18 protein-coding genes are annotated in these 20,153 nt (G+C 74.3%); 3 read left to right on the plus strand and 15 right to left on the minus strand.

Features of this window, described 5'->3' with window-relative positions:
- Positions 1-8: 8 nt before the first annotated feature.
- From ACIPXB_RS07520 to ACIPXB_RS07575, 12 genes are all read right to left on the minus strand, one after another.
- Positions 9-1,178 (minus strand): glycosyltransferase family 4 protein, encoded by a 1,170-nt coding sequence (locus ACIPXB_RS07520; RefSeq protein WP_401445710.1) that lies wholly within the window; start codon positions 1,176-1,178, stop codon positions 9-11.
- The gene (locus ACIPXB_RS07525) at positions 1,175-3,550 is read right to left on the minus strand and encodes a hypothetical protein (RefSeq protein ID WP_401445712.1); all 2,376 of its coding nucleotides are present in this window, start codon (positions 3,548-3,550) and stop codon (positions 1,175-1,177) included. The genes ACIPXB_RS07520 and ACIPXB_RS07525 overlap by 4 nt, the downstream gene beginning before the upstream one ends.
- Positions 3,547-4,653, minus strand: coding sequence for a glycosyltransferase family 4 protein (locus tag ACIPXB_RS07530; RefSeq protein WP_401445714.1), 1,107 nt, complete (start codon positions 4,651-4,653; stop codon positions 3,547-3,549). The genes ACIPXB_RS07525 and ACIPXB_RS07530 overlap by 4 nt, the downstream gene beginning before the upstream one ends.
- A complete protein-coding gene (locus ACIPXB_RS07535) occupies positions 4,653-5,078 on the minus strand; it encodes a hypothetical protein (protein WP_401445716.1) in 426 nt (141 codons plus the stop codon). Before ACIPXB_RS07535 ends, ACIPXB_RS07530 begins: the two co-directional genes overlap by 1 nt.
- Positions 5,075-5,791, minus strand: coding sequence for a glycosyltransferase family 2 protein (locus ACIPXB_RS07540; RefSeq protein WP_401445718.1), 717 nt, complete (start codon positions 5,789-5,791; stop codon positions 5,075-5,077). Before ACIPXB_RS07540 ends, ACIPXB_RS07535 begins: the two co-directional genes overlap by 4 nt.
- Positions 5,792-6,046: 255 nt before the next feature.
- Positions 6,047-7,210: a LamG domain-containing protein gene (locus tag ACIPXB_RS07545; RefSeq protein WP_401445735.1), complete on the minus strand. Its 1,164-nt coding sequence runs from the start codon at positions 7,208-7,210 to the stop codon at positions 6,047-6,049.
- A gap of 194 nt (positions 7,211-7,404) precedes the next feature.
- A complete protein-coding gene (gene cseC, locus ACIPXB_RS07550; protein ID WP_401445737.1) occupies positions 7,405-8,718 on the minus strand; it encodes a two-component system sensor histidine kinase CseC in 1,314 nt (437 codons plus the stop codon).
- Entirely contained in the window at positions 8,715-9,431 is a 717-nt protein-coding gene (gene cseB / locus ACIPXB_RS07555) for a two-component system response regulator CseB (RefSeq protein ID WP_401445739.1), read from the minus strand. The genes cseC and cseB overlap by 4 nt, the downstream gene beginning before the upstream one ends.
- 16 nt (positions 9,432-9,447) lie before the next feature.
- Entirely contained in the window at positions 9,448-10,068 is a 621-nt protein-coding gene (locus ACIPXB_RS07560; protein WP_401445847.1) for a hypothetical protein, read from the minus strand.
- A gap of 41 nt (positions 10,069-10,109) precedes the next feature.
- Positions 10,110-10,670, minus strand: a complete 561-nt coding sequence (locus ACIPXB_RS07565; RefSeq protein WP_401445742.1) for a SigE family RNA polymerase sigma factor — start codon at positions 10,668-10,670, stop codon at positions 10,110-10,112.
- 187 nt (positions 10,671-10,857) lie between these two features.
- Positions 10,858-11,775, minus strand: coding sequence for an A/G-specific adenine glycosylase (locus ACIPXB_RS07570; RefSeq protein WP_401445745.1), 918 nt, complete (start codon positions 11,773-11,775; stop codon positions 10,858-10,860).
- A 28-nt stretch (positions 11,776-11,803) separates the two neighbouring features.
- Entirely contained in the window at positions 11,804-12,409 is a 606-nt protein-coding gene (locus ACIPXB_RS07575; RefSeq protein ID WP_401445748.1) for a phosphatase PAP2 family protein, read from the minus strand.
- A 158-nt stretch (positions 12,410-12,567) separates the two neighbouring features.
- On the opposite strand from ACIPXB_RS07575, the gene ACIPXB_RS07580 reads away from it, so the two are divergent.
- The gene (locus ACIPXB_RS07580; RefSeq protein WP_401445750.1) at positions 12,568-13,398 is read left to right on the plus strand and encodes a hypothetical protein; all 831 of its coding nucleotides are present in this window, start codon (positions 12,568-12,570) and stop codon (positions 13,396-13,398) included.
- 42 nt (positions 13,399-13,440) lie between these two features.
- On the opposite strand, the gene disA is transcribed toward ACIPXB_RS07580, so the two are convergent.
- On the minus strand, positions 13,441-14,565 hold the full coding sequence (gene disA, locus ACIPXB_RS07585; RefSeq protein WP_401445753.1) for a DNA integrity scanning diadenylate cyclase DisA: 1,125 nt from the start codon (positions 14,563-14,565) through the stop codon (positions 13,441-13,443).
- Positions 14,566-14,841: 276 nt separating this feature from the next.
- The gene (radA, locus tag ACIPXB_RS07590; RefSeq protein ID WP_401445755.1) at positions 14,842-16,248 is read right to left on the minus strand and encodes a DNA repair protein RadA; all 1,407 of its coding nucleotides are present in this window, start codon (positions 16,246-16,248) and stop codon (positions 14,842-14,844) included.
- 210 nt (positions 16,249-16,458) lie between these two features.
- On the opposite strand from radA, the gene ACIPXB_RS07595 reads away from it, so the two are divergent.
- Positions 16,459-18,282, plus strand: a complete 1,824-nt coding sequence (locus ACIPXB_RS07595; RefSeq protein ID WP_401445758.1) for a hypothetical protein — start codon at positions 16,459-16,461, stop codon at positions 18,280-18,282.
- A 3-nt stretch (positions 18,283-18,285) separates the two neighbouring features.
- On the opposite strand, the gene ACIPXB_RS07600 is transcribed toward ACIPXB_RS07595, so the two are convergent.
- Positions 18,286-19,131, minus strand: a complete 846-nt coding sequence (locus ACIPXB_RS07600) for a hypothetical protein (RefSeq protein WP_401445761.1) — start codon at positions 19,129-19,131, stop codon at positions 18,286-18,288.
- A 61-nt stretch (positions 19,132-19,192) separates the two neighbouring features.
- Here ACIPXB_RS07600 and ACIPXB_RS07605 point away from each other — a divergent pair, with 61 nt between their 5' ends.
- Complete coding sequence (locus ACIPXB_RS07605) at positions 19,193-20,122, plus strand: Ppx/GppA family phosphatase (RefSeq protein WP_401445764.1); 930 nt, start codon at positions 19,193-19,195, stop codon at positions 20,120-20,122.
- Positions 20,123-20,153: the final 31 nt, after the last annotated feature.

Raw genomic sequence — 20,153 nt, forward strand, 5'->3', positions numbered from 1 at the left:
GGGCATGCCTACCCACGGCGCGCGGTCCCACGGCGGACGGCTTCGTAGTGGCCCAGCAGCGCCGTCACGTGGCGGTCCCAGCCGAAGGACCCGACCGCCAGTTCCCGGGAGTACGCCGCCATCTCCGCCCGCCGGGCGGGGTCCGCGACCAGCGCGTCCAGAGCGGCGCGCAGCGTGGCGGTGTCGCGCTCCAGCAGCAGGACCCGGGCCGGGTCCAGCCCGTACGGGGCGTAGCCGGGATCGTCGGTGGTGACCACGGGCAGCCCGCCGGCCATGGCCTCCTGCACGGTCAGCGGGAAGCCCTCCGCGGTGGAGGGCAGGGCGAAGACGTCGCAGGCCCGGTAGGCGCGGGCCAGGTCCGGCGCGGACAGGGTGCCCAGGTGGTGGACCCCGCTGCGGCCGGCCAGTGCGGCGCTGTCGCCGTCCCCCGCGAAGACGAGGTCGTAGCCGCCGGCGCCGCCCGCGTGGGCGTCGAGCAGCAGGTCGTAGCCCTTCTTGGGGACCAGCCGGCCCGCGAACAGCACCAGGGTGCGGTCGGCGGGCAGCCCGAACGCCTCGCGCGCCCGCGCCCGCTCGGCCGCGTCGGCGGCCGGGTGGAACAGGCCGGTGTCGACTCCGTTGGCGAGGTGGCGGTGGGCGTCGGGCCGGGCTCCCAGGCCCTGTACGAACGCGGCGACCGAGGAGTTGAGGGTCAGCACCCGGCGGGCCCGGCGCAGCAGGGGCCGGCCGGCCACGCCGTACACGGCCCGCTGGACCCCGCGCACCAGCGCCGAGGGGTGCGCGACGAGCGCGACGTGCTGGGTGACGACGAGGGGTGTGCGGGTCAGGGCGGCGGCGAGTCCCGCCGCCCAGGAGGAGGCGTACAGGCAGTCGTGGACGTGCACCACGTCGGCCCGGCGGGCCTCGCGCAGGGCGGTGGGCAGCAGGGCGGGGGAGAACAGCGGGAAGGGCACCCCGGCGCGGCGCTCCACGGCGGCCGAGGCGGCGACGCGTACGACGCGCACCCCGTCCTCCTCGGTGACGGAGCCGCGCGCGTCGCTGGTGAGGACGGTGACGTCGGCGCCGCGGCGGGCCAGGTGCACCGCCTCCTGGCGGACCACGTTCTCGATCCCGCCCAGGTGCGGCGGGTAGTAGTGGCTGACCAGCAGGACCTTCGGCGGCGTGCTGTCGGTGCTCATCGGTAGACCACCGCGCCCTCGCTGCTGTAGATGAGGTTCCGTGTCGTGTCGAGCAGGCCGCGCGGGTAGCGGTAGGTCACCAGGTCGCCCCGGAAGAACAGGGTGACCTCGTCCTTGCGGGTGGGCGTGGAGCCCAGCAGGACGTAGGACTGCGAGCGCAGGACGGTGGGGTGGATGCCGTCCTGGGTGCGGCCGGTGAGCAGGGTCTGGAGCCGGCTGAAGGAGTAGCGGTCGGTCTGGACGACGCCGTCGTCGCCCGCCGCCCGCTGGTTGAGCCACATCGCGGCCCGCCGGTCCTCGGTGTGCGGGTAGTAGATGTCGTAGTACGGGCCGGAGTTGCTGAGGGCGAGCTGGGCGGGGTAGCCGCCGAGCGTCTTGGGCACCACGCCGGTGAGGTCCAGCATCAGGCCCGCCACCAGGACGCACACGACCGGTACGGCCCGCTGCCCGGCCCAGCGCACCGCCCACAGCGCGCCGGCCGCGATGAACGGCGCGAAGAAGATCAGGCCCTGCTGGAAGGCGCGCAGCACGCTGTAGTCCACCGACAGCTGCGGCACCAGCGTGAACAGGGCCATCATCGCCAGCGAGCCGACGGTCAGGGTGACCTGGTCCCGTACCGGGGTGAAGGCGCTGTTGCGGCCGCGGACGGCGACGACCAGGCCGATGAGCACCAGCAGCTGGAGCAGCAGGGCGGCGGCCTGCCGCAGCACCCCGTTGAGGCCGGGCACGCTCACGCCGGCCGCGTCCAGGGCCCGCCCGGCGGCGGTCAGCGGCATGTTCGCCTTCTCGACCGCCGGCGTCGGGTACGCGGAGAGGGACTTCAGGGGCGGGAACTTGCCGGCGGCCCGGTCGGCCTCGGTGTACCGGACGGTGTCGGCGCTGTAGTCGGCCAGCCGCTGCTCGGGGGTGACCTCGGCGCCGCCGAACAGGCTGTAGCGGGTGTCGGAGGAGCCGCCGCGCTGGCCGCCGGCCCCGAACAGGTCCTGCGAGACCACCTTCAGGGTGCTCTGGAGCTGTCCGCCGGTGTGCGTCAGCGGGCCCGCCCACAGCAGCGCGAGCACGGCGGGCACGGCCACCATCCACCAGGTCAGGAAGGTGAACATGCGGTCCTGGCCGCGCTTGCGGCGCGGGTTGCCGCGGCCGGGCCGGGACAGCAGCCGCCACGCCTTGTCCACGGTGAAGGCGGTGCCCAGCGCCCCGACGACGACGTAGATCGTCGAGTAGTGCGAGAGCACCACCCCGGCCAGCAGCACCGTGAACACCACGCGCCGCAGCCGCAGGGACCGCCGGGAGTCGGTCAGCACCAGCATCGCGCAGCCCAGCAGCAGGAAGGCGATGGCCTGCCGCCCCAGGAACGGCATGTCGGTGAAGAACGTCGGGAACGTCATGAAGAACACCGCGGACAGCAGTGCGACCAGCGGCGGCGCGATCGCACGCACGGCCCGGTGCACCAGGACCGGGGTGAGGGCGAACAGCAGCGGCAGGACGGCCTTGAAGACGTAGAGGTCGGGGATGCCGGTGAGGCGGAAGACGCTCACCGGGAGCAGGGTGATGCTCAGGCACGCCATGTAGGGGTCGGTGTAGGCGGAGATGTCCCAGTACTCGCCGCCGAGCGTGAGCCGGAAGAAGAGGTACTCGCGCTGGATGTCGTGGCCGGTGATGTACCAGCCGCGCAGGGAGGTCAGCAGCAGCAGGGCGGCGGCGGAGGCGTAGACGCCGAGGTCGAGGACGGCCGGGGTGTACCGCTCGTGGCGCAGCAGCAACAGCACCAGCAGGCCGGTGACGACGACCAGCGCGAGGGTGCTGACGGTGCCGCCCAGGCCGTTGTTGAGCCGGGTCGGGCCGGCCACCGACAGCAGCAGCGCCGCGGCGCCCGCCCAGGCGACCGGACGCAGGCCCCGCCGGCCGCCCCGCCGGCGGGTGCCGGCCTCCCGCGCGCCGGTGGGCGTACGCACGACCAGCGGACGGGTGGGTTCCGGCAGCAGCACGCCGAGGACGAGCAGGACGGCGGTGGTCGCGGCGGTGAGCACGAGCCGGGTCAGCGGCCGCTCCACCCCGGCCAGGGGCAGCAGGGTGTTGACGCCCAGCGCGACCGCGATGTCCAGCAGCACGGTCAGGCCGACGGCGAGGAGCACCGAGCCGGCCCGGGTGGCCACCACCCGGTCGGTGGAGCCGCGCAGCAGCAGGACGGGCGCGCCGAACAGCAGCCACAGCCCGACGAGGGCCCGGAGGACCCCGGGCAGGCCGGGGAGCATCTCGGCGGCGCAGGCCGGGCCGATGCTCAGCAGGACGCCCAGGCGCCCGCGGACCAGTTGGCGCGGTGTGATGCCGGCCGGGAGCCGTAGGGCGGGACGCCTCGTATCCCGCCTCATATCCCGGCCTCCCGGTAGACGTCCTCGACGCGGCGGGCGACTTCGGCCCAGGAGTGCCGCCGGGCCCGGGCGGCACTGGCCGCGGCCAGCTCCGCGCGCAGGTCCGCGTCGGCGGCGAGCCGGTCGACGGCGGCGGCGAGCGCGGCCGGTTCCGGGGCGGCCAGCAGGCCGCTCCCGCCGAGCAGTTCGGCGGTGCCGGGGACGTCGGTGGCGACCACGGGCAGGGACGACGCCATGGCCTCCAGGACGACCAGGGGCATCCCCTCGCGGTCGGAGGGCAGGACGAAGGCGTCGGCGTCGGCGTACGCGCGCACCAGCGCCTCGCCGTGCAGGCCGCCGCTGAACTCGACGTGTCTCAGGCCCAGCCGGGCCGCCCGCGCCGTGAGTTCCGCGCGCAGCTCGCCGTCGCCGACGATCCGCAGCCGGACGGGGCGGCGCACCAGGGCCATCGCGTCGAGCAGCCGGGCCACGTTCTTCTGGGCGCTCAGCCGCCCCACGAAGAGCAGCTCCAGCGGCCGCCCCGCCTCGGTCTCCCCGGGCGCGGTCCGCGGCGGCCGGAAGAACTCCGGGCCGACCCCGTTGGGCACGACGAACACCTTCGCGGCGGGCACCCGGTAGGTGTCGCGGACGAACGCGGCCTGCTGCGGCGTCAGGACGACGACCGCGGCCGCCGCCCTCATGACCCGCCCGAACACGTGCTTCTTGTAGGCCGGCAGCAGTCCGCCGAGGCGCCCGCTGGCGTCCACGTCCAGGTGGAAGTGGAGGACGAACGGCTGCCGCTTGACGCGCGCGGCCAGGGCGACCATCTCCGGCAGCAGGGCGTGCGCGCAGTGCACGTGCAGCACCGCGTCGCGCGGGGCGGCCAGCAGGGACAGCGCCAGGCCGGGCGCGACGGCGGTGTGCGCGACCTCGGCGGCCCGGTGGCGGCGTACCCGCACGCCCTCCTCGCGGGCGCGGCGCGGCGCGCCGCCGGAACCGAGGGAGGTGGTGAGCACCCGGACGTCGTGGCGCGCGGCGAGCTCGTGCGACAGGCGCAGCACGACGCGTTCGAGGCCACCGAGGTGGGGCGGGTAGTACGGGGTGATCTGCAGGACGGTGCGCATCAGAGTTCCGGGGCCTGGCCGAAGCGGAAGTGGAGGGTCTGGGGGTGTCCCACCAGGGCGAGCCGGACCTGTGTGACGTCCCCGCCCTTGGCCTTCAGCCGCGCCGACACCGGCACCGCCGCGCCCTGGTGGGGCTTGACCTGGTAGGTCTGGGCGGCCAGCGCCTTGCCGTCCTTGCCCTCGACGGTCAGCTTCACCTCCAGCGAGCGGGCGCCCGAGCCGTGGTCGTTCACGGCGAAGGGGACCAGGACGCTGGCGCCGTCGAAGCGGGGGTTCTCGGTGAAGTACAGCTCGATGAAGGGCTGTTCCTGCCGGGTGAACGATTCCAGCAGCACCGTCCGTACGGGCGGCAGCGACCAGGCGCCCGCGCCCAGGCCGGTGGCGAGGACGAGCGCCAGAGCGGCCCTGCGCAGACGGTTCTTCATGCCGCGGTACGCCGCTGTTCGAGGCGCGAGGCGGCGGCGGGGGCGGCGCAGCGGCGGAAGCGGTGGGAGAAGAGCTGCCGGAGGTTGGCCATCCCGTCCGGCAGGGCGTTGAGCTTCACCTCGCCCTGCCGGTTGCGGTACTCGATGGGCACCTCCAGGAAGCGGAAGCCCGCACGGGTCGCCGCGTTCTTGATCTCCTGGGAGAAGGCCATACCGGTCGAGCGTACGTCGATCACGTCCCAGACGTAGCGGCGGAAGATCCACATCCCGGACTGGGAGTCACGCAGCCCGTTGCGGAACAGGGCCCGGCTCAGCGCGCTCAGGACGTGGTTGGCGACGGTGTGGGAGATCTTCATCGCGGAGCGGTTCTCGCGGCGGAGCCGGTCCGTCGTCATGAACTCGATGTCCCGCTCGGTCAGGGTGCTGAGCAGTTCGGGCAGCGAGTCGAAGGGGTACGTGCAGTCGGCGTCGCCGGTGGCTATGACGTCGCCGGTCGCGGCGCGGAACCCCGCGTGGTAGGCGTTGCCGTAGCCGCGGGCCGGCTGGGACACCACGGTGGCACCGAGCGCGGCGGCGACGGCCGCCGTGTCGTCGGTGGACGCGTTGTCGACGACGATGACCTCGGGATCCCATCCCATGGCCCGCAGTTCGGCCGTCGGAACGGAGTCCATGACGGTCGGCAGGTTGGGCGCCTCGTTGAGCGCGGGAATCACGATGGACAGCGTGTTCAATTCATCCCCCGGGGCCGACGTGCCATCGGATCTCGGCCGGACCCGATGCCGGGCCGTGTCGTGAGTGGTTCGGATGGCTGCCCTGGAAACGGAGTTCCGGGGCAGCCGCGACCCTAGTCCACTCGTGTGCCGGGCTTCCAACCGCCGTGACCTCGCCGTGATCAAACGGTCGGACAAACCGGGTCATCCGGGGGTGAGTTCACCCCCGATGTCGCCCCCGTCACGGTCCGGGCGGCGTCAGCCGACCAGCCAGGAGCCGACCGGCTTGATGCTCTTGTCAAGCTTTCCGCCCTTGAGCGCGGCGACCTGATCGGCGCTCAGCGGCTTCTCCCACACCAGCACGTGCCCGATGACCCCGGCCCACGGGCCCGTCCAGATGCCGTGGTGGCGCGAGCGGCCCAGCTGCAGCGGCCCCGGACCGTTCCAGGCCGTCGGCACCGCCGCCTGGCCCGCCGGCTTGCCGTCCACGTACAGCACGATGGTCTTCTTCTCGGCGTCGTACACACCCGTCAGCTGCGCCCAGGTCCGCACCGTGTTGAGGTTCTCGGACTGCGCCGCCACCGCCGTCGAGGCCGCGCCCTTGTCGTTGGTCTGCATCCGGAACACCCACGACTTCTTGCCGTTGGCGTCCTCGCGGCCCAGCTCGAAGGAGTACGAGGTGCCGTCCCCCTGGCTGAGGGCGAACCGGGAGCCGCCCTCGGCCTCGTTGTAGACCCAGGCCGAGACGGTGAAGCTCTTGGAGGCGTCGACGACCTGGTCGGCGGCCTGCGCGTAGGAGTTGCCGTTGCTGCGCAGCCGCAGCACGTTGCCGTTGTCCACCTTGCCCAGGACCGCGTCCGGGCCCAGCGCGATGTTGACCTGGCCGCTGCGGTCGCGCAGCAGCTTCGGATCGCCCGGCACGGTCGGCGAGTTGTCGTCCGGGCTGCCGCTGGCGCCGCCGCCCGGCCCGTCGGGGCCGGCCGACTGGGTCGGTCCCGCCTCGGGCTTGTCCTTCTTGCCGGTCTTCTCGATCACGATGAAGCCCGCGCCCACGCCGAGCAGCGTGGCCACCACGGCTATCGCGATGGTCCACGTCCGGCGGCGGGTCCGGCGCTGGGACTCCGAGCGGTCCGCCATCGCCTCCCAGTCGGGCTGCGGGGCGGGCGTGAAGTCGGGCAGCGGCTGGCGCTGCGCCTGCGGCGGCAGACCCGCGGCCCACGGCTGCGGCCCCGGCTGCGGCTGGGACTGCGGCCCCGGCTGCGGCCCCGGCTGGGGCTGGGACTGCTGGTACGGATTGGGCTGACCCGGCTGCGGATAGCCGTACCCGCTCCCGGGAGTCTGCCCCGGCGGGAATCCGTAGCCGCCGTTCCCGTTCCCGGGAGTCGGCTGGGGGGTGTGGGGGCGATCCGTACCGTCAGTCATGGCACGGATGCTAAGACATCGGCCGCCCGGAACGAACGGCCGATCACGGGGTGATCTCCCGCCCGCCCGCCGCCGGCTCCGGCTCCGCCCGCCGCAGGAGCCCCAACAGCCCCTGGACGCACTCCCGGTGGCCCCGCCCGGCGCACGGGGCCGCGCTCCGGCCTCAGCCGGCGCGAGGGGCCACGCTTCCGGCCTCAGCCCGGCAGCTGGACCACCGGGAAGCTGCCGGTCGCCGTCGGCGCGTGCTCCGGCAGCCACAGGACCGCCACCGCGCCCGCCGCGCGGCCCTCGCGGTCGATGCCGCCGGGCGCCGCCACGTTGCGGAACGTCAGGCGGGCGCCCAGCACCCGCGCCTGGCCCGCCGCGATCGTCAGCCCCAGGCCGTGCCCCACGCCCGCGCGGTCCGTGGAGCCCGTACGGAAGCGGCTCGGACCCTCGCGCAGCAGCGCCTCCGGGAAGCCCGGCCCGTGGTCGCGCACGCGCACCACGCGCCCCTCCACGTCCACCTGGACCGGCGGCCTGCCGTACCGGGCGGCGTTCGCCAGCAGGTTGCCCAGGATCCGCTCCAGCCGGCGCGGGTCGGTGCTGACGATCTCGTCGGCAACGATCCGTACGGACGCCTCCGGCATCAGCGAGGCGACCCGGCGGCTGACGAACTCGCCCAGCGCCACGTCCTGGAGCTCGGCCCGCTCCGACGCGCTGTCCAGCCGGGCCACCTCCAGGACGTCCTCCACCAGCACCCGCATCGCCTGCGCCCGGTCGCGCACCAGCTCCGTCGGCCGCCCCGGCGGCAGCAGCTCGGCGGCCGTCAGCAGCCCGGTCACCGGGGTCCGCAGCTCGTGCGCGATGTCGGCGGTCACCCGCCGCTCGGCCTCCAGACGCTGCTGGAGCGCGTCGGCCATGGCGTCCACGGCGCGCGCGAGGTCGTCGGTCTCGTCGCGTACGACACCGCCGACCGCGTCCCGCACCCGCACGTCCGGATCGCCCAGCGCCACCTTCTCGGCGGCGGTGACGGCCTTGCGCAGCCGCCGCGAGATCTGCCCGCCGATGAGCACGCCGAGCGCGGAGCCGCCCAGCACCACCGCGAGCGAGCCGATCGCCAGGGCCCGGTCGAGGTCGCGCATCATGTTGGCGCTCTCGCGGAACTGGCTGTGCAGCGACAGCACCTGCCCGTTGCCCAGCGGCACGGCCGCCCAGACCTCGGGCAGCCCCTTGGGCTTGTTCTGGATGAAGGTGCCCAGCCGCCCCGAGAGGGCCTTGTCGCGCAGCTGCTGCGGCAGATCGGGGTCGTTGAGCTTGGCGCCCATCGGCGGCTTGCGGCCGGCCTCGGCGTTGCGGGCGATGTACTTGACCCGCTCCAGCTGGGTGTCGCGCTGGCTCTCCAGCATCGACGTACGGGCAGCGCTGTGCACCACCAGGCTCAGCGCGAGCGTGATGAGGGCGCCCACGGCGGCGATGGCGATCGTGATCTTCCAGCGGATTCCCGTGCGCAGGGTGAACCGCTTCATGCCTTGAGCTTGTATCCGAAGCCCCGCACCGTCTCGATGCGGTCCTGTCCGATCTTCGTGCGCAGCCGCTGGACGTGGACGTCCACGACCCGGGTGTCGCCGCCCCAGTCGTAGTCCCACACGCGCTCCAGCAGCCGGTCGCGGGAGAGGACGGTGCCCGGCGCGGAGGAGAACTCCAGCAGCAGCCGCATCTCGGTCGGGGTCAGGGCCACCGGGACACCGCCCTTGCGGACCTCCATGCCCTCGGTGTCGACCTCCAGGTCGCCGAAGGAGAGCACACCGCGCTCGGCGGCCGGCTCCTCGCCGCGGCCGCCGCCGCCCGCCCCGCCGTTCGGGCCGCCCGCGTGGCCGAAGCGGCGCAGCACCGCGCGGATCCGGGCCACCAGCACGGAGCCGTCGAACGGCTTGGTGACGTAGTCGTCGGCGCCCGCCTCCAGGCCGAGGACCACGTCGATGGAGTCGGCCCGCGCCGACAGCATGATCACGGGCACGGTCGACTCGTCACGGATACGGCGGCACAGGCTCACTCCGTCCATGCCCGGCACCATCACGTCGAGCAGGGCGATGTCGGGCCGGTTCGCGCGGAACGACTCCAGCCCCGACAGGCCGTCGGGCATGGCGGTGACGACGAACCCGTCGCGCTCCAGCGCCAGGGTCGTGGCCTCGCGGATGACGTCATCGTCCTCCACGAACAGGACATGGGTCTCGGCCATGCGGGAAGCCTCGCCTCTAGTTCTTGTCCGACGTGGCCGGGGCGGGCTGGGCCCCGCCGTCGACCACGTTGCTGTACTCCGTGTGCACCCGGTCGTGCTCGATGAACTTCTCACCGTTCCAGCGGTACGTGATCACGTCCTCGCCGGAGGGGTAGGCGAGCGCGTCGCTCTTCGCGTACACGGGCTTGGTGACGACCAGGTCCCCCCGGTCGATCTCCGCGTAGACCGGCGGCTGCTCGTCCGAGAACACATTCTCGTACTTCGCGCCGTCCGCGCGGTACACGTACGACCCCAGCCCCACGGCATCCGAGCAGGACAGCACGTTGACGATCACGTCCACCGCGGGACTGCCGGTGACCTTCCCGTAGCTGACGTCGACCGGGTACTCCTTGCCCGTACAGGGCTTCAAGTCCCGCTTGACCGCCTGGCTGACCTTCGGGTCGGCCTTGACCAGCGCCACCGGGTCGACCTTCTTCAGCCCCGGGGTGGACGGCGACGCCGTACCGGCCGGGGCCGTGGTGGTCTTGGCGACCGGGTCGGTACGGGCCGGCCCGCCGTCGCGCAGCCCGGTGCCGCCGTCGGAGCACCCCACCACGAACAGCACTGTGCCGGTGAGGACGACCGTCCCCGCCGACATCAGTACCAGCGAACCTCTTCTGCCGCCGTCGCTCAGGCCTTTCAGGCCGCGCACCGCTCCCGCCCCTCGTACCGCAGCGTGTGGTCGCCGCGCTCCAGCGCCCGCATGTCCAGGTCGCGGCTCTCCAGCTCCTGCCGGAGCCGGGCCAGTGCCCGGTGCAGAGTGCTCTTCACGGTTCCCGCCGACATTCCGAGCGCCGCGGCCGTCTCCTCGGTGCTCATCTGCTCCCAGTGTCGCAGCACGACCACACTGCGCTGCTTGGGCGCGAGCACCTTGAGGATGTCCATCAGCAGCGCGCGGTCGGCGCGCTGCTCGCTGCCGTCCTCGACGCTGGCGTCGGGCAGCTGCTCGGTGGGGACCTCTTCGAGCTTGCGGGCACGCCACCACTCGGTACGGGTGTTGATCATGACCCGGCGGAGGTAGGCGTCGGCCAGGGACTTGTCGGCGATGCCGTCCCAGCGGCCGTAGGTGCGCACGAGCGCGGTCTGCAGGAGGTCCTGCGCGTCCGTCGGGTCCGGCACGAGGCGACGGGCACTGCGCAGCAGGGCGTCCTGCCGGGTACGGACGTACTCTTCGAACTCGAGTACCTCGCCGTGCGCCATCTCAGACCGCCTCCGCTTCCGTCCAACCGCTCACGTCTGGGCTTTACGGCTCCGAAGGTACGGAGGGGTTGTCACGAGGCTGTGCGAGCCAGACCTCGATGGGCGCACGGACATCCATAGGTTGTGTAACAGTGGCCGTGAGCTGCGGTTTCTCCGCCGCAAACGGAATCTTGACGTCAGTTTGCGATCAGCTCATCGGCAGCCGGTACATCGCCCCGTCGAGAGGCTCCACGAGCCCGTCGGCCACCAGTCCGTCCAGCGCCCGGGCCCGCTGCACCGGCTCGTCCCACACCGCGTCGAGCCGCGCCTGCGGAACCGGGCCGGCCGCGTCCCGCAGGACCGCCAGCAGCTTCCCGCGCACCTGCCGGTCCGTCCCCGCGTAACTCTGCCCGCGCCGCGCCGGCCCCTCGTGCGCCGGCTTGCCCGCCAGCCGCCACGCGCACAGCCCCGCGACCGGGCAGCGCCCGCACCCGGGGTTCTTCGCGGTGCACACCAGCGCGCCCAGCTCCATCGAGGCCGCCGCCCAGCGCGCCGCGGTGTCCTGGTCCTCCGGCAGCAGCGCGCGGGCCAGGCGCCGCTCGGCGGCGGTGGTGGCGTTCGGCGGGTACTCCACCCCGGTGGCCGTCCGGGCGAACACCCGGCGCACGTTGGTGTCGAGCACCGGGTGCCGCTGCCCGTACGCGAAGGAGGCCACGGCCGCGGCCGTGTACTCGCCGATCCCGGGCAGCGCCAGCAGCTGCGCGTGCTCCCGGGGTACGTCGCCCCCGTGCCGTTCCGTTATCGCCACCGCCGCGCCGTGCAGCCGCAGCGCCCGGCGCGGATAGCCCAGCCGGCCCCAGGCCCGGACGGCCTCGCCGGGGGCCTCGGCGGCCAGGTCGGCGGGCCGGGGCCAGCGGGCCAGCCACTGCTCGTACACCGGCAGCACCCGGTTCACGGGGGTCTGCTGGAGCATGAACTCGCTGACCATGACCCCCCACGGGCCCGCCTCGGGGCGGCGCCAGGGCAGATCGCGGGCGTGCTGGTCGAACCAGGCGATGACGGGGGAGTGCAGCGCGCGGGCGCTGTCGGCGGTGACGGAGGCAGAGGCAGATGCAGATGCAGTCATGGCATACGCATCCTGGCACGAATCGCCCCTACCGCGTGGGGCCCGGCCCGGTGAGCCAGAGCGCCGGGCGGACACCGCTGCGGCGTACGGCGGTGATCGTCGCGGTGGCCGCACCGGTGAGCGCCAGCGTGGCGAGTACCGCCACCGAGCCGCCCAGCAGCAGGCCCATCGCCACGTCGTGCGGGTAGTGCACGCCGAGGAACACCCGGGAGAAGGCCATCAGCAGCGCCATCGGGACGGTGAGCAGCCCCAGCCGCGGCACGGCCAGCGCGAGCGCGACCGCGGCGGCGCCGGCGATCGCGGAGTGGTTGCTGGGGAAGGACCAGTCGCCGTACGGGGGACAGGGGACGAGGGAGGCGGCCGCGCCGGCCACCGCCCGGCAGGGGCGCTCCTCGTCGACCGTCGACTTGACGACCTCGGAGACGACGTACGCGACGGCCGTGACGAGGGGGGCCAGGACCGCGACGGCCGCCGTCCGCGCGTCGCGGCCGCGCGCCCGCCACCAGACGGCGAGGAAGAGCACCCCGAAGAGCAGGATCCCGGCCGTCGTCCACACCTCCACGGCGGCCTGCAGCCAGGCGGGCGCGGAACGGGCGAAGTCGGTGATGTCACGATAGAGACCGGAGCTGTCCATGCTCACCGACAGTACTCAAAGCCGATCATATGGAGGATCGGGTGGTGGCCGGTTCCCGCCGTCCGCTGTCCCTCCGCAGGATGATCATCGGCAGAACTCGTGACCTGCGCGGCATGGGGGGCGCGGATCGGGGCGCGGACTCTCGTACAGTTCCGTCCGTGGGATCTCTGCGCAATCCGGTCGGGCCGCTCCCCTCCTCCATCTACTGGCGACGGAGGGCAGTGCTGGCGTCCGTCGTCGCGCTCCTCGCGCTCCTCGCCGTGTGGACCATCACCTCCGGCGGTGGCAGGACCATGGCCAACGGCAAGGGCCAGGACGGCCCCCGCCCGGCCACCTCGATCACCCCCGGCGCCCCCGGCGGCGGGCCGGCGATCACTCAGGCGCCCGGCGGGCGCGACGAGTCGGGCGCGGGCGGCGCGGCCGCCGGCACGGGCCCGGGCGCCGGCGGCACGGACGCCGGGGCGGGCGCGAGCGGCAGCGGCGGCAGCAGTGGCAAGAACGGCGAGTCCGGCGGCGCCGCGGCCGGCGGCGCCGGCACGGGCGGCTCCGGTAACGCGGCGCAGGTGCCCGCGGACTCGCCGCTGCCGACGTGCGCCCCCACCGCCGTCCAGTGGGAGGTCAGGAGCGTCAAGAACGAGTACGAGGCGGGCGAACGCCCCCGGCTCGAACTCGTGGCGCGCAACATCACCGGCTCCACCTGCAAGGTCGATCTCGGCCCGAAGCAGGCCGTGCTGACCATCCTTCAGGCCGGCAGCGGCAAGGCGGTCTGGTCCTCCGCGGACTGCCCGGCCGGCGCCGGGAACGTCTTCTACCGGGTGCCGGCGCAGGGCGAGACGGCCCAGTCGCTGGAATGGGACCGCAAGTTCAGCGCGGCCGGCCAGTGCCAGACGCCGCCTGCGGGCAGCGCGTCCCCGGACACCTACGTGGTCGAGGTCAAGGCCCCGGGCATGCCGGTGGCCCGTACGTCGTTCGTCCTGAAGCCGGAGTGACGGCCGGGCCCCTCCGGCCCTGATCCGGACAACACGCCCCAGCTAGACGTACCGCTCCAGGATCGAGGACTCGGCCAGCCGGGACAGGCCCTCGCGGACGCTGCGGGCCCGGGCCTCACCGACGCCGTCCACCGTCTGGAGGTCGTCCACGCTGGCGGCGAGCAGCTTCTGCAGGCCGCCGAAGTGCTCGACCAGCCGCTCGATGATCGCGCCGGGCAGCCGTGGCACCTTCGCCAGCAGCCGGTAGCCGCGCGGCGAGACCGCCGAGTCGAGGGTCTCGGGCGAGCCCGTGTACCCCAGCGCGCGGGCCACGATCGGCAGCTCCAGCAGCTCCGCGTGGGTGAGCGAGTCCAGCTCGGCGAGGGCCTCGTCGACGGTGCGGGAACGCTTCGCCGTCGGCTCCGGCACGTAGTCGCGGATGACGAGCTCGCGCTCCTGCTCGATCCCGACGGTCAGCTCGTCCAGCTGCAGGGACAGCAGACGGCCGTCGGTCCCGAGCTCCACCACGTACTCGGCGATCTCGGTGGCGATCCGGCGGACCATTTCCAGCCGCTGCGCGACGGCGGTGACGTCGCGCACCGTGACCAGGTCCTCGATCTCCAGCGCGGACAGCGTGCCGGCGACCTCGTCCAGGCGGAGCTTGTACCGCTCCAGGGTCGCCAGCGCCTGGTTGGCGCGGGACAGGATCGCGCCGGACTCCTCCAGCACGCGGCGCTCGCCGTCGACGTAGAGCGCGATGAGCCGCATCGACTGGGACACGGACACGACCGGGAATCCGCACTGCTTGGAGACGCGGTCCGCGGTCCGGTGCCGGGTGCCGGTCTCCTCGGTCGGGATCGACGCGTCGGGCACCAGCTGGACGCCGGCCCGCAGGATCTTGGTGAGGTCCTTGTCGAGGATCAGCGCGCCGTCGAGCTTGCACAGCTCGCGCAGCCGGGTCGCCGTGAACTCGACGTCCAGGACGAATCCACCGGTGCACATCGCCTCGACGGTCTTGTCCATGCCGAGGACGATGAGCCCGCCGGTGTTGCCGCGGACGATCCGCTCCAGGCCGTCGCGCAGGGGCTGACCGGGCGCGACGGCGGTCAGCGAAGCGCGCATCAACGCCTCGTGCTTGGAGCTCGCGCCGGACTTTCCGGGTGCTGCTGCCCCGTCCTTGGCTGCCACTGCACTCCTCCGGTCGCGGGTTGCGCCGCCCGGCCACGGCCGGGCGGACCAGCCCAAAGTCTACCGGCGCCCACTACACCCCCGCCGGACCTTACGACAGCCCCAGGCTCCGGCCGGGCCCGGGCGCCCGCCACATTCCAGCCCGCGCGGCGTTTGAGCGCACAGGGTCCGGGGCGGAGCCCCGGTGACGGGAAGGGGCGGGGTGGGGGAAGGCTCCGCGCAGCGGGACCGGGCCGGACCGGGCCAGGCCGGCGGGACCCGGCGGACCGGACCGGGTCAGCCCTCGGCGTTCGGCTTCGCGGGGCGCCGCGAGCGCGGCAGGACCCGCAGCGCGTCCCCCATGTCCGCGACCTCCAGCACCTTCATGCCCGGCGGGACCTTGCCCGGATCCCCCGGCACCAGCGCGTGCGTGAACCCCAGCCGGTGCGCCTCCGTCAGCCGCCGCTGGACCCCGGTCACCCGCCGGACCTCGCCCGCCAGCCCGACCTCCCCGATCGCCACGAGGTTCTTCGGCAGCGGCGTGTCCGACGCCGCCGACGCCAGCGCCAGCGCGATCGCCAGGTCGGCCGCCGGCTCCGACAGCTTCACCCCGCCCACCGTGGCGCTGTAGATGTCCCGCTTGCCCAGCGCGCTGATCCGCCCCCGCTGCTCCAGCACGGCCAGCATCATCGACACCCGGGACGTCTCCAGCCCGGACGTCGTCCGCCGCGGCGAGGGGATCTGCGAGTCCACGGTCAGCGCCTGCACCTCCGCCACCAGCGGCCGGCGCCCCTCCAGCGTCACCGTCAGGCAGGTCCCCGGCACCGGCTCCGCCCGCCGCGTCAGGAACAGCCCGCTCGGGTCGGCCAGCCCCGTGATCCCCTCGTCGTGCAGCTCGAAGCAGCCGACCTCGTCCGTCGCGCCGTACCGGTTCTTCACGCCCCGCACCAGCCGCAGCCGCGCGTGCCGGTCCCCCTCGAAGTGCAGGACCACGTCCACCAGGTGCTCCAGCAGCCGGGGGCCGGCGATCGCGCCGTCCTTGGTGACGTGGCCGACCAGCAGCGTCGACATGCCCCGTTCCTTCGACGCCCGGATCAGCGCGCCCGCGACCTCGCGGACCTGCGCCATGCCGCCCGGCGCGCCGTCGATCTCCGGCGAGGCCACCGTCTGCACGGAGTCCAGGATCAGCAGCGACGGCTTGACCGCGTCCAGGTGCCCCAGCACCGCCGACAGGTCCGTCTCCGCCGCCAGGTACAGGTGGTCGCTGAGCGCGTTGATCCGGTCCGCCCGCAGCCGCACCTGGCTCGCGGATTCCTCACCCGTCACGTACAGGGTCCGGTGCGCTTCGCTCGCCGCCTTCGCCGCCACGTCCAGCAGCAGCGTCGACTTGCCCACGCCCGGCTCGCCGGCCAGCAGGACCACCGCGCCCGGCACCAGGCCGCCGCCCAGCACCCGGTCCAGCTCGTCGACCCCGGTCGAACGGGCCGTGGCCTGCCGGCCGTCCACCTGGGCGATCGGCACCGCGGCCGAGGAGACCCGCCCGGCGGCCGTGGTCCGCACGGCGGGCGTGCCCTGCTCCTCCACCGTCCCCCAGGCCTGGCACTCGGGGCAGCGCCCGAGCCACTTGGCGGTCGTCCAGCCGCACTCGGAGCAGCGGTAGGACGGCCGGTCCTTGGCGGATGAGCGAGATGTACGGGCAGCCATGCGCCCCACGGTAGCCGCCGGGTCCGACACCGCCGCACCGGCGCCGGGGACCGCCGGACGGGCGCCCGGGACGCCGGACCGGCGCCGGGGACCGCCGGAGCGGCGCCGCGTCAGGGCGGCTGTCCCCTTTCGAGCGATCTGTTCACCCGTAAGGATTAAAACCGCGTAAGGCTTCCGGGCTGTCACCGGCGCGCCGCCTACCGTCGCCGGGTGAGCAGCAGCGACCAGCTACACCCCACGTCGCGCACCGGCGCACACCGGGCGCACGGGCGCACGCCCCCAGCAGGGGAGCAGCCGCCCCCCTTCCGGCACGAGCCGTACCTGGACGGCCTGTTCACGTACTGCCTGTCGGTGCTGTGCGACCACGACGCCGCCACCGACGTGCTCGGCGAGGTCCTGGCCGTCGCCGAGCGACATCCGGGGCGATGTCCCGACGAGGCCGACCGCCGGGCCTGGCTCTACGCGCTCTGCCGCTGGGCCTGTCTGCACCGGCTCGCCGCGCAGCGGCACGGCAGGGGCGCACACGCCGGACGGCGTACGCCGGTGCGCGCGGGTGCACGTCGTGCCCCGGCCGGTGCGCCCCCCACCGCCCCCGGCTCCGACCCGGCCGACGCCCCGGCGTCCGACCCCGACCGCCCGGGCGACCACGCCCGCGAGGACCGTGACGGCCGCGACGCCCGCGACACGCTGGACGTGTCCGCGTACCGCCGCACCGAGCTGGCCCGGCTCGCCTGGCCCGAGGCCGCCGGCACCACACCCGAACAGCGCGAGGCCCTCGAACTCTCGGTCCGCCACCGCCTCGCCGTCTCCGAACTGGCCGCCGTCCTCGGCACCCCGCCCGCCACCGCCCGCGAGCTGCTGGCCGGCGCCGCCTGCGAGGTCGAGCGCACCCGCACCGCCCTCGCCGTCGTCGAGACCGGCAGCTGCCCCGCCGTCTCCCGGCTGGCCGGCGACAGCCGGCTGCTGCTGTCCACCACCCTGCGCGCCGAGCTGGTCCGCCACGTCGACGACTGCCCGCGCTGCCGCCGCCTGGCCGAGCGCGTCGGCGCCTGCGCGCCGTGGCCCGGCTCCGGCGGCCTCGACACCACCGCGCTGCCGCTGGTCGCGGCCCCCCGGACCGCCGTACACGCCGCGATGCAGCGTCCGTCCCGCCCCCGTACCCGGCGTGCCCGGCCGCGCTTCGACCGTACCGGTTTCCCCATGGACCCCCGTGACCGCGCGGCCCGCCGCGACCGGCTCCGGGCCCGCGCCGTCACCACGACCGTCGTCGCCACCGTGGTCGCCGCGCCCGTCCTGGCGCTGTGGGCGGCGTACCGGGGCGCCCCCGGCACCGGCGAACCGGCGGCCTCCGGCAGCGCCCGGATCTCCGCGAGCGACTCCGAGCTCCCCTCGGACCGCCCCGACGACGGCCGCCCGTTCACCGCGTACGAGAACGCCGGCAACACCGCCCGTACCGGCACCCAGCCGCCCTTCACCGCCGACGCCCGCACCCCCGGCATCTCCGTCGAGGTGATCAGCACCGGCGCCCCGGCCGCTCCGCCGTCGTCCCCCGGTGCGCCCGGCCCGGCGCCCGGCCGGCTCACCGTGGACGCGGTCCCGCACGCGGGCGCCACCTACCTCACCCTGAAGGCCTCCGGTGGCGCGCCCGTCGACTGGCGCCTGTGGTCGGACGCCCCCTGGCTGCGCGCGAGCCGGACCTCGGGCCGCCTGGCCCCCGGAGAATCGGTCACCCTCACGATCACGGTCGACGCCGGCACCGCACCGGCCGGCCCCTGGAAAGCCCACGTAGGGGTGGAGCCGTCGGGCGCGGTCATCGCCATCCAGGGCCACGGCCAGGGCCGCGGCCGCCCCGCGCCGACCCCGCCCGAGCCGACGCCGACCCCGCCGGACCCGGACCCGGACCCGAGCCCGACACCGACCCCCACGCCCACGCCGACACCGACCCCCACGCCGGCCCCGTCGGACAGCCGGCCGCCGTCCCCGCCGACGTCCCCGTCCGAGCCGCCCCCGGCGGGCGGGCCGGACACGCCGTGAGGCTCAGGGCGCCGGGTCCGCCGGATGCGGCGCCATCGGCAGCAGCGACGCCAGCCGGGCCTCGCACAACTCGACCAGGGCGTCGTACCCCTTCTTGCCCATCAGCTCGGTCAGCTCCGCCCGGTACGAGACGTACACCGGGTCGCCCGCGCCGTGCGCCGACGTCGCCGACGTGCACCACCAGTGCAGGTCGTGGCCGCCCGGACCCCAGCCGCGCCGGTCGTACTCGCCGATCGACACCTGGAGCACGCGCGTGTCGTCGGGCCGGTCGATCCAGTCGTACGTCCGCCGGATCGGCAGCTGCCAGCAGACGTCCGGCTTGGTCTCCAGCGGCTCCTGCCCGCTCCTGAGCGCCAGGATGTGCAGGGAGCAGCCGGCCCCGGCCGGGAAGCCGGGCCGGTTGAGGAAGATGCAGGCGCCGTCCCAGCGGCGGGTCTGCTTCTCCCCGTCGTCGTCGAACTGCGTCCACCCGGTCTCGCTGCCGACGTCGTGGAACTGCCACAGCTCCGGCGTCAGCCGGGCCACGTGCCCGGCCACGCGCTTCTCGTCGTCCTCGTCGGAGAAGTGCGCGCCGAGCGTGCAGCAGCCGTCGGAGGCGCGGCCCGCCTGGATGCCCTGGCAGCCGCTGCCGAAGATGCAGGTCCAGCGGGAGGTCAGCCAGGTCAGGTCGCAGCGGAAGATCTGCTCGTCGTCGGCGGGATCGGGGAACTCCACCCAGGCACGGGGGAAGTCCAGCCCCTTCTCGTCCTTCTTGTCCCTGCCCTTGCCCTTGCCCTTGCCCTTGCTCTGGGCGGCCTTGCCCTTGGACTTGCCGGGGTCGTTCGTCTTGGCCTTCTTGGTCTGTGGCACAAACCAAGCGTAAGCGCCCCTCCGGTCACCCCTCCGCGTTCGTGCCAGTAGCGTTTCGCGTATGAGACTCGGTGTCCTCGATGTGGGTTCGAACACGATCCATCTGCTGGTGGTCGACGCGCACCCCGGCGCGCGCCCGCAGCCCGCGCACTCGCACAAGGTGGAACTGCGCCTGGCGGAGCTCCTCGACGAGCGGGGCGCGGTCAGCGAGCAGGGGGTCGAGCGACTCGTCTCGGTGATCTCCGAAGCCGTACAGGCCGCCGAGGACAAGGGCTGCGAGGACGTCCTGCCGTTCGCGACGTCGGCGGTACGGGAGGCCACCAACGCGGACGAGGTCCTGGCGCGGGTCCGCGCCGAGACCGGCGTCGACCTCCAGGTGCTCAGCGGCGAGGACGAGGCCCGGCTGACGTTCCTGGCCGTACGCCGCTGGTTCGGCTGGTCGGCGGGCAAGCTCCTGGTCCTCGACATCGGCGGGGGCTCGCTGGAGATCGCGTACGGCATCGACGAGGACCCGGACGCCGCGGTCTCCCTCCCGCTGGGCGCCGGGCGGCTGACGGCGGGCTGGCTGCCGGGCGACCCGCCGGAGGCGGCCGACGTACGGTCGCTGCGCCGCCACGTGCGCGCCCAAATCGCGCGCGCGGTCGGCGAGATCAGCCGGCTGGGGGCGCCGGACCACGTGGTGGCGACCTCGAAGACGTTCAAGCAGCTGGCGCGGATCGCCGGCGCGGCGGGCTCGGCGGCGGGCCCGTACGTCCAGCGCGACCTGACCCGCAAGTCCCTGGAGGAGTGGGTCCCCCGGCTGGCCGCCATGACCGCCGCCCAGCGGGCCGCCCTCCCCGGGGTCTCGGAGGGCCGCTCGGGACAGCTCCTCGCGGGCGCGCTCGTGGCCGAGGGCGCGATGGACCTCTTCGGCGTCGACGACCTGGAGATCTGCCCCTGGGCACTGCGCGAGGGCGTCATCCTCCGCCGCCTGGACCACCTGCCGGCCTGACCGCCCCCCGACCGCGGGCACCGTCCCGGCC

This window comes from Streptomyces sp. NPDC090022 (assembly GCF_044748145.1).
Lineage (GTDB): Bacteria > Actinomycetota > Actinomycetes > Streptomycetales > Streptomycetaceae > Streptomyces.

Bases quoted from the DNA above. Each gene is read 5' to 3' on its own strand.
- radA (WP_401445755.1), bottom strand. From the start codon at position 16,248: ATGGCTGCCCGTACATCTCGCTCATCCGCCAAGGACCGGCCGTCCTAC.
- ACIPXB_RS07565 (WP_401445742.1), bottom strand. From the start codon at position 10,670: ATGGCGCACGGCGAGGTACTCGAGTTCGAAGAGTACGTCCGTACCCGG.
- ACIPXB_RS07575 (WP_401445748.1), bottom strand. From the start codon at position 12,409: ATGGACAGCTCCGGTCTCTATCGTGACATCACCGACTTCGCCCGTTCC.
- ACIPXB_RS07530 (WP_401445714.1), bottom strand. From the start codon at position 4,653: ATGCGCACCGTCCTGCAGATCACCCCGTACTACCCGCCCCACCTCGGT.
- ACIPXB_RS07605 (WP_401445764.1), top strand. From the start codon at position 19,193: ATGAGACTCGGTGTCCTCGATGTGGGTTCGAACACGATCCATCTGCTG.
- cseB (WP_401445739.1), bottom strand. From the start codon at position 9,431: ATGGCCGAGACCCATGTCCTGTTCGTGGAGGACGATGACGTCATCCGC.
- ACIPXB_RS07560 (WP_401445847.1), bottom strand. From the start codon at position 10,068: ATGTCGGCGGGGACGGTCGTCCTCACCGGCACAGTGCTGTTCGTGGTG.
- cseC (WP_401445737.1), bottom strand. From the start codon at position 8,718: ATGAAGCGGTTCACCCTGCGCACGGGAATCCGCTGGAAGATCACGATC.
- ACIPXB_RS07535 (WP_401445716.1), bottom strand. From the start codon at position 5,078: ATGAAGAACCGTCTGCGCAGGGCCGCTCTGGCGCTCGTCCTCGCCACC.
- ACIPXB_RS07545 (WP_401445735.1), bottom strand. From the start codon at position 7,210: ATGACTGACGGTACGGATCGCCCCCACACCCCCCAGCCGACTCCCGGG.
- ACIPXB_RS07570 (WP_401445745.1), bottom strand. From the start codon at position 11,775: ATGACTGCATCTGCATCTGCCTCTGCCTCCGTCACCGCCGACAGCGCC.
- ACIPXB_RS07520 (WP_401445710.1), bottom strand. From the start codon at position 1,178: ATGAGCACCGACAGCACGCCGCCGAAGGTCCTGCTGGTCAGCCACTAC.
- ACIPXB_RS07525 (WP_401445712.1), bottom strand. From the start codon at position 3,550: ATGAGGCGGGATACGAGGCGTCCCGCCCTACGGCTCCCGGCCGGCATC.